This window comes from Rhodobacter sp. SGA-6-6 (genome assembly GCF_011043545.1).
In the GTDB taxonomy this organism is placed as follows: Bacteria; Pseudomonadota; Alphaproteobacteria; order Rhodobacterales; family Rhodobacteraceae; genus Pseudogemmobacter.
In genome coordinates this window covers 218,099-232,904 of the sequence record NZ_JAAKGP010000002.1, presented here as the reverse complement: position 1 = coordinate 232,904, position 14,806 = coordinate 218,099, and the positions used below count along the sequence as shown (strand labels likewise).

The 14,806-nt window shown below is 68.1% G+C and carries 15 protein-coding genes; 7 read left to right on the top strand and 8 right to left on the bottom strand.

The window, feature by feature from the left end; genetic code table 11:
• Positions 1–20 precede the first annotated feature (20 nt).
• Entirely contained in the window at positions 21–521 is a 501-nt protein-coding gene (locus tag G5B31_RS04405) for a HugZ family protein (RefSeq protein ID WP_165014182.1), read from the bottom strand.
• A gap of 112 nt (positions 522–633) precedes the next feature.
• On the opposite strand from G5B31_RS04405, the gene G5B31_RS04400 reads away from it, so the two are divergent.
• Positions 634–2,271 (top strand): SulP family inorganic anion transporter, encoded by a 1,638-nt coding sequence (locus tag G5B31_RS04400; RefSeq protein WP_165014180.1) that lies wholly within the window; start codon positions 634–636, stop codon positions 2,269–2,271.
• Positions 2,272–2,331: 60 nt separating this feature from the next.
• Here G5B31_RS04400 and G5B31_RS04395 read toward each other — a convergent pair whose 3' ends face one another.
• The 3 genes from G5B31_RS04395 to fabA are packed head-to-tail and all read right to left on the bottom strand — an operon-like array spanning position 2,332 to position 4,908.
• Positions 2,332–3,120 (bottom strand): enoyl-ACP reductase, encoded by a 789-nt coding sequence (locus tag G5B31_RS04395; protein WP_165014178.1) that lies wholly within the window; start codon positions 3,118–3,120, stop codon positions 2,332–2,334.
• A gap of 32 nt (positions 3,121–3,152) precedes the next feature.
• Positions 3,153–4,382 (bottom strand): beta-ketoacyl-ACP synthase I, encoded by a 1,230-nt coding sequence (gene fabB, locus G5B31_RS04390; RefSeq protein ID WP_165014176.1) that lies wholly within the window; start codon positions 4,380–4,382, stop codon positions 3,153–3,155.
• 16 nt (positions 4,383–4,398) lie between these two features.
• Positions 4,399–4,908 (bottom strand): bifunctional 3-hydroxydecanoyl-ACP dehydratase/trans-2-decenoyl-ACP isomerase, encoded by a 510-nt coding sequence (gene fabA / locus G5B31_RS04385; protein WP_165014174.1) that lies wholly within the window; start codon positions 4,906–4,908, stop codon positions 4,399–4,401.
• 157 nt (positions 4,909–5,065) lie between these two features.
• On the opposite strand from fabA, the gene irrA reads away from it, so the two are divergent.
• Complete coding sequence (irrA, locus tag G5B31_RS04380; RefSeq protein ID WP_165014172.1) at positions 5,066–5,482, top strand: iron response transcriptional regulator IrrA; 417 nt, start codon at positions 5,066–5,068, stop codon at positions 5,480–5,482.
• Positions 5,483–5,540: 58 nt separating this feature from the next.
• Positions 5,541–6,332 carry a DUF72 domain-containing protein gene (locus G5B31_RS04375; protein WP_165014170.1) on the top strand — a complete coding sequence of 264 codons (792 nt, stop codon included), beginning with the start codon at positions 5,541–5,543 and terminating at the stop codon, positions 6,330–6,332.
• Between the two features lie 98 nt (positions 6,333–6,430).
• Here the strand turns inward: G5B31_RS04375 and G5B31_RS04370 are convergent, their stop codons facing one another.
• A complete protein-coding gene (locus tag G5B31_RS04370) occupies positions 6,431–7,300 on the bottom strand; it encodes an RNA methyltransferase (protein WP_165014168.1) in 870 nt (289 codons plus the stop codon).
• A 141-nt stretch (positions 7,301–7,441) separates the two neighbouring features.
• Between G5B31_RS04370 and miaB the strand changes: the two genes are divergently transcribed.
• The 4 genes from miaB (at position 7,442) to G5B31_RS04350 (ending at position 11,176) form a co-directional block, all read left to right on the top strand.
• The gene (gene miaB, locus G5B31_RS04365) at positions 7,442–8,743 is read left to right on the top strand and encodes a tRNA (N6-isopentenyl adenosine(37)-C2)-methylthiotransferase MiaB (RefSeq protein WP_165014166.1); all 1,302 of its coding nucleotides are present in this window, start codon (positions 7,442–7,444) and stop codon (positions 8,741–8,743) included.
• A gap of 210 nt (positions 8,744–8,953) precedes the next feature.
• Complete coding sequence (locus tag G5B31_RS04360; protein WP_346763878.1) at positions 8,954–9,496, top strand: OmpA family protein; 543 nt, start codon at positions 8,954–8,956, stop codon at positions 9,494–9,496.
• 2 nt (positions 9,497–9,498) lie between these two features.
• The gene (locus tag G5B31_RS04355) at positions 9,499–9,921 is read left to right on the top strand and encodes a hypothetical protein (RefSeq protein WP_165014164.1); all 423 of its coding nucleotides are present in this window, start codon (positions 9,499–9,501) and stop codon (positions 9,919–9,921) included.
• A gap of 244 nt (positions 9,922–10,165) precedes the next feature.
• Complete coding sequence (locus G5B31_RS04350; RefSeq protein ID WP_394352111.1) at positions 10,166–11,176, top strand: PhoH family protein; 1,011 nt, start codon at positions 10,166–10,168, stop codon at positions 11,174–11,176.
• Positions 11,177–11,191: 15 nt separating this feature from the next.
• On the opposite strand, the gene G5B31_RS04345 is transcribed toward G5B31_RS04350, so the two are convergent.
• From G5B31_RS04345 to G5B31_RS04335, 3 genes are read right to left on the bottom strand one after another with little or no spacing between them, the layout of a single operon-like run.
• Positions 11,192–12,160 (bottom strand): ABC transporter permease, encoded by a 969-nt coding sequence (locus G5B31_RS04345; RefSeq protein WP_165014162.1) that lies wholly within the window; start codon positions 12,158–12,160, stop codon positions 11,192–11,194.
• The gene (locus G5B31_RS04340; protein ID WP_165014160.1) at positions 12,160–13,260 is read right to left on the bottom strand and encodes an ABC transporter permease; all 1,101 of its coding nucleotides are present in this window, start codon (positions 13,258–13,260) and stop codon (positions 12,160–12,162) included. The genes G5B31_RS04345 and G5B31_RS04340 overlap by 1 nt, the downstream gene beginning before the upstream one ends.
• Entirely contained in the window at positions 13,260–14,804 is a 1,545-nt protein-coding gene (locus G5B31_RS04335; protein ID WP_165014158.1) for an ABC transporter ATP-binding protein, read from the bottom strand. The genes G5B31_RS04340 and G5B31_RS04335 overlap by 1 nt, the downstream gene beginning before the upstream one ends.
• Positions 14,805–14,806 lie beyond the last annotated feature (2 nt).

The following is a 14,806-nucleotide window of genomic DNA, read 5'->3' as shown; positions in this document are numbered from 1 at the left end:
CTTCGGCATTCCCGGCGGGGTCAGCCCTTCAGGTCCTCGGCGCTCAGCCGGAAGGCGCGGGCGAAGCCGCCGTTCAGCAGGCCAGACTGCGGCACCAGCCGCACGAAGGAGAAGTCCGGCAGGTCGATGTAGACCGTGGCCTTCGGGTTCCGCTCCAGCCAGCGGGCGCGCAGGGCGGCGCGGTCCGGCGCGTCGGCGGGGACGAACTCCGCCCTTGCGCGGATCATCAGGCGGGGGTGCGTCATCGGGTCGCCCTTCGGCCCGACCTCGCCCACCATCAGCGCGCAATCGGGGTTTTGCCGCAGCGCCCGCGTATGCGGCGCGAGGCCGGAGACCAGCGTCATCGGCCCGGCTTCGGGATCGCGCGCGAAGGCGATCCGGCTGATTCCGGGGGCTCCGGTGTCGGGATCGGTCCAGGCCAGCGCGGCATGGCCGGTGTTCAGAAGCGACAGCGCCTCGGCCCGGGCCTCGGCATCGGCATCTGCCACGGGATCGCGGCGGGAGGGGGGGGCGGCGGACATGAGTTCTTCCGTTGGTGATTGACAGCGGGGTGGCTGGGGAGTCATCTGGCGGCATTCAAGCACCATGACCGGCCGGCGATTACTGGCGCACTCCCTTGGCTTGGACGCGAAGATGACCGACAGAGCGCGGGGCCACAATGGCCTGACCGACTTTCTGCCCAAGATCGTGACGGTCTGGCAGGAAGGATACCGCCTTTCCGACCTCAAGGCCGATGCGCTGGCCGGGCTGACCGTCGCCATCGTGGCGCTGCCCTTGTCGATGGCCATCGCCATCGCCAGCGGGGTGGGGCCGGAGCGCGGGCTCTACACCGCCATCGTCGGCGGCTTCCTGGTCTCGGCCCTCGGCGGCAGCCGGTTCCAGATCGGCGGGCCGGCGGGGGCCTTCATCGTGCTGGTCGCCGCCTGCACGATGCAGACCGGGGTGGAGGGGCTGATCCTCGCCACCTTCCTGTCCGGCTTTATGCTGATCGTCGCCGGGGCGTTGCGGCTGGGGACCTACATCAAGTTCATCCCCTATCCGGTGACGGTGGGCTTCACCGCCGGGATCGGCATCATCATCTTCTCCAGCCAGATCAAGGAACTGTTCGGCCTGACCCTGCCCGGGGCGGAACCGGCCGAGATCCTGCACAAGCTGGAGGCGCTGTGGGCGGCGCGGGGCACGGTGACGCCGGCCGCCTTCGGCATTGCCGCGCTGTCGGTGGCGGTGATCATCGGCTTGCGGCGCTGGCGGCCGCATTGGCCGGGGATGCTGATCGCAGTGGTGCTGACCTCGGTCGTGGCCGCCGGGCTGGCCCTGCCGGTCGAGACCATCGCCAGCCGCTTCGGCGCCCTGCCGAACCTGCCGCCGATGCCCGCCCTGCCGGCGCTGTCGCGCGCGGCTTTGGCCGAGGCCGCGCCCTGGGCGTTTTCCTTCGCCCTCCTCGGCGCCATCGAGTCGCTGCTCTCGGCGGTGGTGGCCGACGGCATGTCCGGCGCGCGGCATCGGTCGAACGCCGAGCTGATGGGGCAGGGGGTGGCCAACATCGGCTCGGCCCTGTTCGGCGGCTTCTGCGTCACCGGCACCATCGCCCGCACTGCGACCAACGTGCGCGCCGGCTCCCGCGGGCCGGTCTCGGGGATGCTGCACGCGCTGTTCCTGCTGGCGGTGATGGTCGTCGCCGCGCCGTTGGCCGGCTATATCCCGCTGGCCGCGCTGGCGGGGGTGCTGGCGGTGGTCAGCTGGGGCATGATCGAGAAGGAGGAGCTGTGGACCCTGGTCCGCGGCTCGCGCGGGGATGCGCTGATCGTGGTCAGCACCTTCCTCCTGGTGGTGTTCCGCGACCTGACCGAGGGGATCATGGTCGGCTTCGCGCTGGCCGGGCTGGTCTTCATCAAGCGGATGTCGGACGGCACCGCGCTGGAGGCGCCCGAGGGCGAGGGCGCGGTGCAGCGCGACGACCTGATCCTCTACCGGCTGCACGGCCCGTTCTTCTTCGGCTCGGCGGCGCAGGTGGGCGGCGTGCTGGACCGCATCGCCGACCGCCCGCGCCGGTTTGTCATCGACTTCGGCGATGTGCCGATGATCGACAGCTCCGGCGCCCGCAGTTTCGAGGTGCTGGCCCGCAAGCTGGAGCGCAAGGGCGGCCGGCTCTGCATCCTCGGCGCCCGCCCGGCGGTGCGGAGGGTGCTGCTGGCGCAGGGATTGAGGGAGCCGCTGGTGAGGTATCTGGCGGATTTGGGGGAGGTGGAGGCGGGCGGGCCGGTGGGGTGAAACCCCACCCTACGCGAACGGTCCTTATGTAGGGCGGGGTTCACCCCGCCGGCCCCTGCCTCAAAGGTTCTCCGCCTGCGGGAAGCCCAGGACGTGATAGCCGCCGTCTACGTGGATGATCTCGCCCGTGGTCGCGGCGCCGTAGTCGGAGCAGAGCCAGACTGCGGTGCCGCCGATGGTCTCCAGCGTGGCGTTCGACCGCAGCGGCGCGTTCTCCTCGGTGTGGCGGAAGGTCGCCCGCGCCCCGCCGATGGCCGAGCCGGCCAGCGTCTTCATCGGGCCGGGGGAGATGGCGTTGACGCGGATCTTCTGCGGGCCGAGGTCATTGGCCAGGTAGCGCGTGGCCGATTCCAGCGCCGCCTTCGCCACCCCCATCACATTGTAGTTCGGCGAGACCCGGTTGGAGCCCTGGAAGGTCAGGGTGATCAGCGCCCCGCCGTCCGGCATCAGCCCTTCCGCCCGCCGCGCCACGTCGATGAAGCTGAAGCAGGAGATGTTCAGCGAATTCAGGAAGTTGCCCTTGGTGGTGTTGATGAACCGCCCGGTCAGCTCGGTCTTGTCGGAGAAGGCGATGGCGTGGATCACGAAGTCCAGCCTGCCCCAGCGGTCCTTCAGCGAAGCGAAGCAGGCGTCCAGGGACGCCTCGTCCGTCACGTCCACGTCCACCAGCACGTCCGACCCGACCGAGGCTGCCAGCGGCTGCACCCGCTTGCCGAATGCCTCGCCCTGGTAGGAGAAGGCCAGCTCCGCCCCTTCCGCCGCCAGCGCCGAGGCGATGCCCCAGGCGATGGAGCGGTCGTTCGCAACCCCCATCACGAGGCCGCGCTTGCCTTTCATAAGGTCTGCCATCCTGGCCCCCTTGAAATGGATCCGTTGAAAACTCAGCCGAGGTATTTCGACATGACCAGGGTGGCGTTGGTGCCGCCGAAGCCGAAGGAATTGGACAGCACGCCGTCGATCTCCACCCCCTCGCGCAGGGTGGTGACGATCTCGCCCGGGTCCAGGTTCGGGTCGGGGGTGACGACGTTGGCGGAAGCGGCGATGAAGCCCTTCTGCATCATGATCAGCGAATAGATCGCCTCATGCGCGCCGGTGGCGCCCAGGCTGTGCCCGGTCAGCGACTTGGTGGAGGCGATGGGGGGCGTGGTGCCGCGGCCGAAGACGCGGCGGATCGCCTCGACCTCGGTGATGTCGCCGACGGGGGTGCTGGTGCCGTGGCTATTGATGTAGTCGATCCGGCGGCCTTCGGGCAGGGTGGACAAAGCCACCCGCATCGACCGCTCGCCGCCCTCTCCCGAAGGGGCCACCATGTCGTGGCCGTCCGAGGTGGCGCCGTAGCCGGTGACTTCGCCGTAGATCTTCGCGCCGCGGGCCAGGGCGTGATTCAGCTCTTCCAGCACCACCACGCCGCCGCCGCCGGCGATGACGAAGCCGTCGCGGGTGGCGTCATAGGTGCGGCTCGCCGTCTCGGGCGTGTCGTTGTATTTCGACGACATCGCGCCCATGGCGTCGAACAGGCAGCTGAGCGTCCAGTCCAGCTCCTCGCCGCCGCCGGCGAAGACCACGTCCTGCTTGCCCATCTGGATCAGCTCGGTGCCGTTGCCGATGCAATGCGCGCTGGTCGAGCAGGCCGAGGTGATCGAATAGTTCACGCCCTTGATGCGGAACGGCGTGGCGAGGCAGGCCGAGACGGTGGAGGACATGCCCTTGGTCACCCCGAACGGCCCGATCCGCTTCGGGCTGCCGGTCTCGCGCACCACGTTGTGGGCACGGAAGAAGCTTTTCGTCGAAGGCCCGCCGGAGCCGACGATGATGCCGGTGCGGTCGTTCGAGACCTCGGAGTCCGTCAGGCCGCTGTCGGCGATGGCCTGCCGCATGGCGATGAAGGTATAGGCCGCCCCGTCGCCCATGAAGCGCAGGTCGCGCTTGTCGATATGGTCCTCGACGTTCAGCTTGACGGTGCCGTGGACCTGGCTGCGGAAGCCGTGCTCGGCATAGTCGGGGGCGAAGACGATGCCGGATTTCCCCGCCCGCAGCGAGGCTTCCACTTCGGCGGCATCGTTGCCGATGGGCGAGACGATGCCGATCCCGGTGATGACGACGCGGCGCATGGGATTCTCCTTCAGGTCAGCTCGCCGAGAGGGCGACCTTCATGTCCTTGACCAGATAGATGGTTTCGCCATCCGCCTCAACTCGGCCGTCGGCCACGCCCATGGTCAGGCGGCGGGTCTGCACCGCCTTGGTGAAATCGACGTAGTAGGTCAGCATCCTGCGGTCCGGCCGCACCATGCCGGTCAGCTTGACCTCGCCGACACCGAGCGCATAGCCGCGCCCCTGCCAGCCGCGCCAGCCGAGGTTGAATCCGGTCAGCTGCCACAGCCCGTCGAGGCCCAGGCAGCCCGGCATGATCGGGTTGCCGGGGAAGTGGCAGGCGAAGAACCACAGGTCCGGGGTGATGTCGAACTCGGCCACCACATGGCCCTTGCCATGCTCGCCGCGGTCCTCCGAGATGTCGGTGATGCGGTCCATCATCAGCATCGGCGGTTCCGGCAACTGGGCGTTGCCCGGCCCGAACAATTCCCCCCGGGCGCATTTCAACAGGTCTTCCTTGTCGAAGCTGGTCGGATAAAGACCCATCGGCCGCGCATCCCCTCTGCGTAAGATTGTTGCCAACCCGTGTAACAGAGGCATGGAAGGCTAAGCAAGGGCGGGGCGTTGCACCCCGGGGGCGGAATCCGATTGATTCGGCGCCCCCGGGTTTTATATATGTCCTTATGGGCAACGGGTTTGCGACATGACTCCGGTGGCGGAAAAGCGGGGGGCCGACTGGCTGGCGCACGGCGGGTTGCGTCCGACGCGGCAGCGGCTGGCCCTGGCCGGCCTGCTGGTCGGCGACGGCGAGGACCGCCATGTCACCGCCGAGGGACTTTATGCCGCAGCCAGTTCTGCCGGTGAGAAGGTCAGCCTCGCCACCGTCTACAACACCCTGCGGGCCTTCTGCGAGGCCGGGCTGATGAACGAGGTGGTGGTGGACGGGTCGAAAAGCTACTTCGACACCCGCATGGACGACCACCCGCATTTCTACTGGGAAGACAGCGCCACCCTGACCGACGCCCCGAAGGACGAGTTGAAGATCACCGGCCTTCCCGCCGCGCCGGAGGGCACCGAGATCGCCAGGGTCGACGTGGTGATCCGCCTGCGCCGGCGCTGAGCCTTCGCACCATCCCCGATTTCGGCTAGGCTGGTCCTCTCGGCAAAAGGGGCAGGCCATGGCAGGCAGGATCTTCATCGGCGTCGGCGGCTGGACCTACGAGCCCTGGCGCGGCAGCTTCTACCCCGAGGGCCTGGCTCAGAAGCGGGAACTGGACCATGCCAGCCGCGTGCTGACCTCGATCGAGGTCAACGGCACCTATTACGGCTCGCAGAGGCCCGAGAGTTTCCGCAAATGGCACGACGAGGTGCCCGAGGGCTTCGTCTTCGCGCTGAAAGGCCCGCGCTTCGCCACCAACCGCCGGGTGCTGTCCGAGGCGGGCGAGAGCATCCAGCGCTTCCTCGACAGCGGGGTGGTGGAGCTGGGCGACAAGCTCGGCCCGATCAACTGGCAGTTCATGGCGACGAAGAAATTCGATCCGGAGGATTTCGAGGCCTTCCTGAAGCTGCTTCCCGCCTCGCACCAGGGCCGCAAGCTGCGCCATGCGGTGGAGGTGCGCCACGACAGCTTCCGCACGCCGGAGTTCACCGATCTGGCCCGCGCCCATGGCGTGGCGGCGGTGATCGCGGCGGACAGTGAATTCCCCCAGATCGCCGACCCGACCGCGCCCTTCGTCTATGCCCGGATCATGGGCACGGCGGAGGACGAGCCGCTCGGCTACAGCGAAAGGGCGCTGGACCTCTGGGCCGAGCGGGCGAAGGTCTGGGCCGAGGGCGGCTGCCCGGAGGGTCTGGATTATGTGGGCGACCCGAAACCCTCCGGCCCGCGCGACGTGTTCCTTTACGTCATCAGCGGCCACAAGGTGCTGAACCCGCAGGCCGCGATGGCGCTGATCGAGCGGCTGGGGTGAACGGGGCGGCGGGGTGAACCCCGCCCTACGACGCGCCGGGTCTTCCCGGTAGGGCGGGGTTCACCCCGCCGTGCCCCGCCGGCCGCCGCGCCACGGTGTCAGAACCACTGCCCCGGCTCCATCAGCCCAAGGTCCATCAACTGCTGGCTGTGCCAGTCGAAGGGGACCGAGTTGTGCCAGCGGAAGTTCTGGATGTCGAAGCGGCTGCCCGGGTTGGTGCGCAGCGCCTTGGCGGTGCGGAACGAGCAGACCGCCGCCGTCAGGTTGTTGTGCCAGGGGCAGGCGAAGGTGTTCAGCTCTTCCTCGTTGAAGGTGAAGTCGGGGCGCAGCCGCAGCCCCTTGCGGGTCTTGAAGATCGAGATGCGGTCGATCTTGCGCCGGGTCCAGGGGATGTGCTCCTCGAACCGCCAGCGCAGGCCGCCGAAGAAATCCATCTGCCGGTCCTTCTCGGCCCAGTTCTTCTCGGCGTCCTTGCGGGCCAGCGCGTAATAGCCCGAGCGGTCGAGATGGGCATCCTCCAGCGACACCGCATTGCCGTGGGTGTCCAGGTCGCTGGCGTAGAGGTCGACGACATAGGTCAGCATCGCCTCGCGCCGCTCCTCGGCATGGAAGGCCAAGAGGTCGCGGACCGAGCGCGATTCGCAGAACGGGAAGAACAGGTATTCGGCGTTGTAGCAGTAGTAGAGCCAGATCCCCGGCGCGGCGTCGTTGACCCGGTTCACCGCCTCGGACAGGGCGGCGTCGGCATAGACGTCGTGCAGGACGTGGTGGACCCTGGCCTCCAGATCGGCCGGCAGCGCCATGTCCTCGGGCGCCAGCAGCATCACGGTGCGGAAGCCGCTTTGCAGGTGGTGGCGCAGGGTGCTGTCGATCTCCACTGCGTCCTCGGCCATGATCATGGCGACAGGGCCCTTGGCCAGGGCCGGGCCGGCGGTGCCGATGAAGGTCTCCAGATCCTTGTAGCGCATCATGTTCCTGCCGCCGGGGCCATTCCCCGCGGGGCCGGGCCGATCGGTTCCAGAATCGGTGAAGTCTTCGTGCATGGCAAGGGGGTGGCGTTGCCGTGGCGGGCAGCGGGGTGTAAAAGCCGGGCCGCAGGAGGCGCGGGAATGGCCGATCCGAAGAAACTGTTCATCAAGACCTACGGGTGCCAGATGAACGTCTACGACAGCGAACGCATGGCCGAGGCCATGGGCGCGCAGGGCTATGTCCAGACCGAGGTGCTGGAAGAGGCGGACATGGTGCTGCTGAACACCTGCCATATCCGCGAGAAGGCCAGCGAGAAGCTTTATTCCGACCTCGGCCGGCTGAAGCCGCTGAAGGCGGAGCGGCCCGGGCTGAAGGTCGGCGTCGCCGGCTGCGTGGCCCAGGCCGAGGGCGAGGAGATCCTGAAGCGGATGCCGCTGGTCGACATCGTGGTCGGGCCGCAAAGCTATCACCGCCTGCCGGCGATGGTGCGGGCCGAGGGCCGGGTGGTGGACACCGATTTCCCGGCCGAGGACAAGTTCGAGCACCTGCCCGCCCGCAAGGCGCTGCGGGGGCCGACGGCTTTCCTGACCGTGCAGGAGGGCTGCGACAAGTTCTGCGCCTTCTGCGTGGTGCCCTATACCCGCGGCGCCGAGGTCTCCCGCCCCGCCGAGCGGCTGCTGCGCGAGGCGCGCGACCTGGTGGACCGCGGGGTGCGCGAGATCACCCTGCTGGGCCAGAACGTCAACGCCTACCATGCCGGCGGCTGGACCTTGGCCCGGCTGATCCGGGAACTGGCCGGGATCGAGGGGCTGGACCGCATCCGCTATACCACCAGCCACCCCAACGACATGGCCGAGGACCTGATCGCCGCCCATGCCGAGGTGCCGCAGCTGATGCCCTACCTGCACCTGCCGGTGCAGTCGGGCAGCGACCGCATCCTGAAGGCGATGAACCGCAAGCACACAGCGGACCATTACCTGCGGCTGGTGGAGCGCATCCGGGCGGCGCGGCCCGACATCCTCTTGACCAGCGACTTCATCGTCGGCTTCCCCGGCGAGACCGAGGCCGATTTCGAGGCGACGATGGCGCTGGTGCGGCAGGTGGGCTACGGCGCCGCCTTCAGCTTCAAGTATTCCGCCCGCCCCGGCACCCCGGCGGCGGAGAAGGCTCCGGTGGCGGCGGAGGTGGCCGACGAACGGCTGCAGGCGCTGCAGGCGCTGATCACCGCGCAGCAGCAGGCGGCGCAGGCGGCGATGGTGGGGCAGGAGGTGGCGGTGCTTTACGAAAAGACCGGCCGCCGCCCCGGCCAGATGGTCGGCAAGTCGCAGCACCTGATGGCGGTGCATGTCGAGGACGCGGCGGGCCGCATCGGCGATCTGGTCCGCGCCCGCGTCTCAGCTTCGGCGCCGAACTCGTTGGCGGCGGTCAGGATTCCGGATTGACCTTGGGTCAGCCGCAAGGTTTCCGGCGGCGAAACAATCTGTCCTTATCCACAGGATATTGTGGGTAACTGCGGACGGACCGCCACATAAATGCCCAAATCTCCAAGAATCCCCTTTACTTCGCAGGGGTCGGACGGCAATTCTCGGACCAGCTGTCACATAGTGGTGAAGGGGGCTCTGGCTGTGAACGGGTATTCACGCGCAGTGCGGATGATGTTGGGAGGGCTGGCGCTTGCGGCCGGCCTGGGTGGGGCTTCGGTCGCCCTGGCGCAGGAATCCCCTGTCGTCACCGGCAAGATCGAATGGGGCGTCTGGATCGACGACGACGGCTGTATGCACTGGTGGGCCGACGGCGGCCTGGAAGGCTACATGGTGCCGCGCCGCGACCCGAAGACCGGCAAGCCGGTCTGCCTGAAGAAGAACACCTGCCTGGTCGAGAACACCGACACGCTGTTCGCCACCGACAGCGCCAAGCTGACGGCCTCGGGCCGCGACCGGCTGCGCCAGTTCTTCAGCCAGGCGGGCGCCTTCGGCTATGCCATCTACGGCCATACCGACAGCCGCGCCTCGGACGAATACAACATGAGCCTGTCGAAGCGCCGCGCCCATGCGGTGGCGGAAGTGGCCCGCTCGGTCGGCGCCTCGGTCGAGCGTGAGCTTGGCTTCGGCGAACGCCAGCCGATCGCCTCGAACGGCACGGCGGCCGGGATGGCCAAGAACCGTCGCGTCGAAATCGTTTGCTATCGGTGGTGACAATGATGCAGAGCTACATGAAACTCGGCGCCCTCCTTGCCGCCCCGCTGCTGCTCGGGGCCTGCGTGGAAGACGGCCTGCACCGCTACCGCGGCCCGGACGACGTGATCGCCACGGGCGTGGACAAGGGCCGCGACACGGGGGTGCTGGTGAACGGCCGCGCCGCCATCGCCTACGACCCGGACGGCTGCCAGAACTGGATCATGGACGACGGGGTCGAGGGCTATTCCAGCCCGCGCTACGACCCGGCCTCGGGCCTGCCGGTCTGCAACAACCACTTCCCGCCGGGCACTGTGATCCGCGAATACCAGACCCGTTCGGAAGGCATCGCCGACTGGACCCCCGGCCCCGGCATCAAGACCGTGGTGGTCAAGCGCTGCCCGGCCGGCACCACGGCTGACGCGAACGGCGTCTGCACGCGCTGAGCCGCCGCCGACACACCGCCCCTTCGGGCGCCGCTTCCGGGCCGCAGCCGCCAGCTGCGGCCCGTTTCCGTCCTGGGGGCGGGATTTTCGCCATTCCCCCCGTCCTCCTCTTGTCTTCGCCCGTCATCGTCACAATTTCTACAGCATGACCCGCAAGATATGGGGGTGCCTGCAAAAATCCTTGCCAGATCGCGGGGTGTGGCGCAGGCTCCTGTCATGGGCCCTCTGAACAAAGGAGATCCTTTTGGGCATCAGCGCGCTGACCCCCCCGACCAGCCCCGAGGACATGGTGGAAACCACCCTCGAATTTCCCGACAACCGGTTGCTGATCGACCTCTGCGGAGAGTTCGACCGCAACCTGGCCCAGGTGGAGCACCAGATGGGGGTTCACATCCTGCGGCGCGGCAACCGTCTGGCGGTGATCGGCGACAAGGGCGCGCGGGAGCAGGCTGCGGCGGTGCTGCGCAGTCTCTACGCCCGGCTGGAGGCGGGGCGCAGCCTCGGGGCCGGCGACATCGACGGCGCGATGCGGATGGGCCGCCCGGTGACCCCCACGGGCGAGGGCGAGCAGATCGAGCTGTTCAACCCCGGCATGGAGTTGCGCACCCGCAAGAAGCCGATCGAGCCGCGGACCGAGGCGCAGAAGGCCTATGTCGCCAACCTGTTCAGCCATGAACTCGGCTTCGGCATCGGCCCGGCGGGGACCGGCAAGACCTACCTGGCGGTGGCGGTGGGGGTGACGATGTTCATCTCCGGCGCGGTCGAGAGGATCGTTCTCAGCCGCCCGGCGGTGGAGGCGGGCGAACGCCTCGGCTTCCTGCCCGGCGACATGAAGGAGAAGGTCGATCCCTACATGCAGCCGCTCTACGATGCGCTGAACGACTTCCTGCCGGCGAAGCAGGTGGAAAAGCTGATGCAGGAGAAGCGGATCGAGATCGCGCCGCTGGCCTTCATGCGCGGGCGCACCCTGTCGAACGCCTTCGTGGTGCTGGACGAGGCGCAGAACGCCACCTCGATGCAGATGAAGATGTTCCTGACCCGCCTGGGCGAAGGCAGCCGCATGGTGATCACCGGCGACCGCACCCAGGTCGATCTGCCGCGCGGCACCGTCTCGGGTCTGTCCGAGGCCGAACGCATCCTGAAAGGGGTTAAGGGCGTCAGCTTCAACTACTTCACGTCGAAGGACGTGGTGCGCCACCCGCTGGTCGCCCGCATCATCAACGCCTACGAGGCCGACGAGGCCACGGCGGGCTGAGCCGGGTTTCCCGGCTCAGCGCTCCTTCACATAGGGCTCGCCCCCCGCCCGCGGCGGGATCGCCTTGCCGACGAAGCCGGCAAGGACCAGCACCGTCAGCACATAGGGCAGGGCGGTCAGGAAGGGCACCGGCACCTTGACCTGCACCACCGCCTCCACCACGTCGGGGCGGTTGGCCAGCGCCTGGAAGAAGCCGAACAGCAGGCAGGCCCACATCGCCGCCACCGGCCGCCACTTGGCGAAGATCAGCGCCGCCAGCGCGATATAGCCGCGGCCCGCCGTCATCTCCTTGCCGAAGCCCGCCTGCAGCGCGGTGGCCATATAGGCCCCCGCAAGGCCGCAGAGGACGCCGGTCACCATCACCGCCGCATAGCGCAGGCCGACGACGCTGACGCCCGCGGTGTCCACCGCCGCCGGGTTCTCTCCCACCGCGCGCAGGCGCAGGCCGAAGCGGGTGCGATACAGCACCCACCAGGTCAGCGCCACCACCGCGAAGGCGGCATAGACCGGCAGCGGGTGGCCCGAGATCACCTCGTCGTAGAACGGGCCGATCACCGGGATCGCCCGCGCCTCTTCGGCGAAGGGCAGGGCGATCGGCTGGAACCGCGCCGGGCCGTTCAGCGGCGGGGTGCGGCCGCCCTGGCCGAACATGCTTTGCGCCACCAGCACGGTCAGGCCGGAGGCGAGGAAGTTCAGCGCCACGCCCGAGATCAGCTGGTTGCCGCGGAAGGTGATCGAGGTCACGCCATGGATGGCGGCGAAGACTAGCGAGCCGCCGATCCCCGCCAAGAGCCCCCACCAGACCGATCCCGAAAGCGCCGCCGCCGCGCCGGCGCACATCGCGGCGGCCAGCATCTTGCCTTCGAGCCCGATGTCGAAGATGCCGGCGCGCTCGGAGTAAAGCCCGGCGATGCAGGCCAGCATCAGGGGCGTCGCCAGCCGCAGGGTGCTGTCCAGCATCTGCAGGAAGGTGGCGTAATCCATCACGCGGCCTCCATCGTTCGCGGCCGGAACAGGGCGAAGATCCGCACCAGCAGCATCCGCACCATCACGTCCAGCGCTCCGGTGAACAGGATCACCAGACCCTGCACCACGATCCGCATCTCGATCGGGATCTTGGTCCAGAGCCCGAGTTCCGCCCCGCCCTGGAACAGGAAGCCGAACAGCAGCGCCGCCAGCACCACGCCCAGCGGGTGGTTGCGCCCCATCAGCGCCACCGCGATGCCGATGAAGCCGGCGCCGGAGGCCGAGTTGCCTAAGAGACGCTCGGCCTCGCCCATCACGTTGTTGATCGCCATCATGCCGGCCAGCCCGCCGGAGATCAGCATCACCACCATGATGACGAAGGTCGGGTTGATCCCGGCATAGCGGGCGCCGGCCTCGGACTTGCCGAAGGCGCGGATCTGGTAGCCGAGGCGGGTGTGCCACAACAGCACCCAGACCAGCACCGCCATGGCGAGCGCGATGAACAGGGTGACATTGGCCGGCACCGCCTTGGTGAAGACCAGGTTCAACAGCGGAATGTCGTTCAGCGCCGGCAGGTGGGTGGCGGGCGGGAAATTGGCCGAGGCCGGATCGGCCTGCCCCACCGGCTTCAACGTGTTGACCAGAAGGTATTGCAGCAGGCTGGCGGCGATGTAGTTGAACATGATCGTGGTGATCACGATATGGCTGCCGCGCTTGGCCTGCAGCCAGGCCGGGATCGCCGCCCAGACCGCCCCGAAGGCCGCTGCCGAGGCCGTGGCGCCGATCAGCGCCAGCGACCAGTGCGGCCAGGGCACGAACAGGCAGGCCAAGGCCACGCCGAGGCCGCCGAGCAGCGCCTGCCCCTCGCCGCCGATGTTGAACATGCTGGCATGGAAGGCGACGCAGACCGCCAGCCCGGTAAACATGAAGCTGGTGGCGTAATAAAGCGTATAGCCCCAGCCGTAGGCGTTCATCACCGAACCCTGCACCATCACCGTGATCGCCTCCCACGGGTCCTGCCCGATGGCCAGGATCACCAGCGCGGCGATGGCGAAGGCGAGGATCAGCGAGACCAACGGGACGAGCGCGACATCGGCCCAACGCGGCAAACGGTCCATCACGCGGCCTCCCCTTTTCCGGTGATCCCGGCCATCAGCAGGCCCAGTTCGCGTTCGTCGGTGGTGTCGGGGTCGCGGAAGCCCATGATCTTTCCGTCGAACATCACCGCGATGCGGTCCGACAGCGACATGATCTCGTCCAGTTCCACCGAGACCAGCAGCACCGCCTTGCCGGCGTCGCGCAGCGCGATCAGCTGCTTGTGGATGAACTCGATGGCGCCGATATCCACCCCGCGGGTGGGCTGGCCGACCAGCAGCAGGTCGGGGTCCTGCTCGAATTCGCGGGCCACCACGATCTTCTGCTGGTTGCCGCCCGAGAAGCTTTTCGCCTGCAGTCCGGGGATCGGCGGGCGCACGTCGAAGGTTTCCATCTTCTTCGCGGTGTCGGCGCGGATGGCGGCGTTGTCCATCAAGAGCCGGTTCTTCTGGTATTCCGGTTCGTTGAAATAGCCGAAGGCCATGTTTTCCCAGGCGGTGAAGTCCAGGATCAGCCCGTGGTGGTGGCGGTCCTCCGGCACATGGGCGATGCCGGCGCGGCGGCGGCTCTGCCCGTCGGCGCCCTTGCCCGACAGCGGCAGCGGCTGGCCCTTCAGGGTGACGGCGCCGGTGGCGCGGATCATGCCGCCAAGCGCCTCCATCAGTTCGGACTGGCCGTTGCCGGCCACCCCGGCGATGCCGAGGATCTCGCCGGCGCGGATCTCGAAGCTGACGCCCTTCAGCCGCTCGACCCCGTGTTCGTCCTTCACCCTCAGGTCCTGGACGGACAGCACCACCGCGCCGGGGCTGGCGGGGGCCTTCTCGACCTCCAGCAGCACCTTGCGGCCCACCATCAGCTCGGCCAGCTGCTCGGGGCTGGTTTCGGCGGTCCTGACCGTGTCCACCATGGTGCCGCGCCGCATGACCGAAACGTTGTCGGTGGCCTCCATGATCTCGCGCAGCTTGTGGGTGATCAGAATGATGGTTTTCCCTTGGGCCTTCAGACCCTTGAGGATGCGGAACAGGTGGTCGGCCTCGGCGGGGGTCAGCACACCGGTGGGTTCGTCCAGGATCAGGATGTCGGCCTGGCGGTAGAGCGCCTTCAGGATCTCGACCCGCTGCTGGTGGCCGACCGACAGGTCCTCGACCAGCGCGTCGGGGTCCACGTCCAGTTCGTATTCCTGCGACAGCTCGGCCAGCGTCTTGCGCGCCTTGGCGAGGCTGGAGTTCAGCATCGGCCCGTCCTCGGCGCCGAGGATGACGTTCTCCAGCACGGTGAAGTTCTGCACCAGCTTGAAATGCTGGAACACCATGCCGATGCCGGCGCGGATGGCGCTCTGGCTGTCGGGGATGGCGGTGGGCTTGCCGTTGATCAGGATCTGCCCGGCATCGGCGCGGTAGAAGCCGTAGAGGATGCTCATCAGCGTCGACTTGCCGGCGCCGTTCTCGCCGATGATGCCGTGGATGGTGCCGCGCGGCACGGCGATGTTGATGTCGCGGTTGGCCTGCACCGGGCCGAAGGCCTTGGAGATGCCTTTCAGCTCGATGGCATAAGCGCCGTTTTCCATGC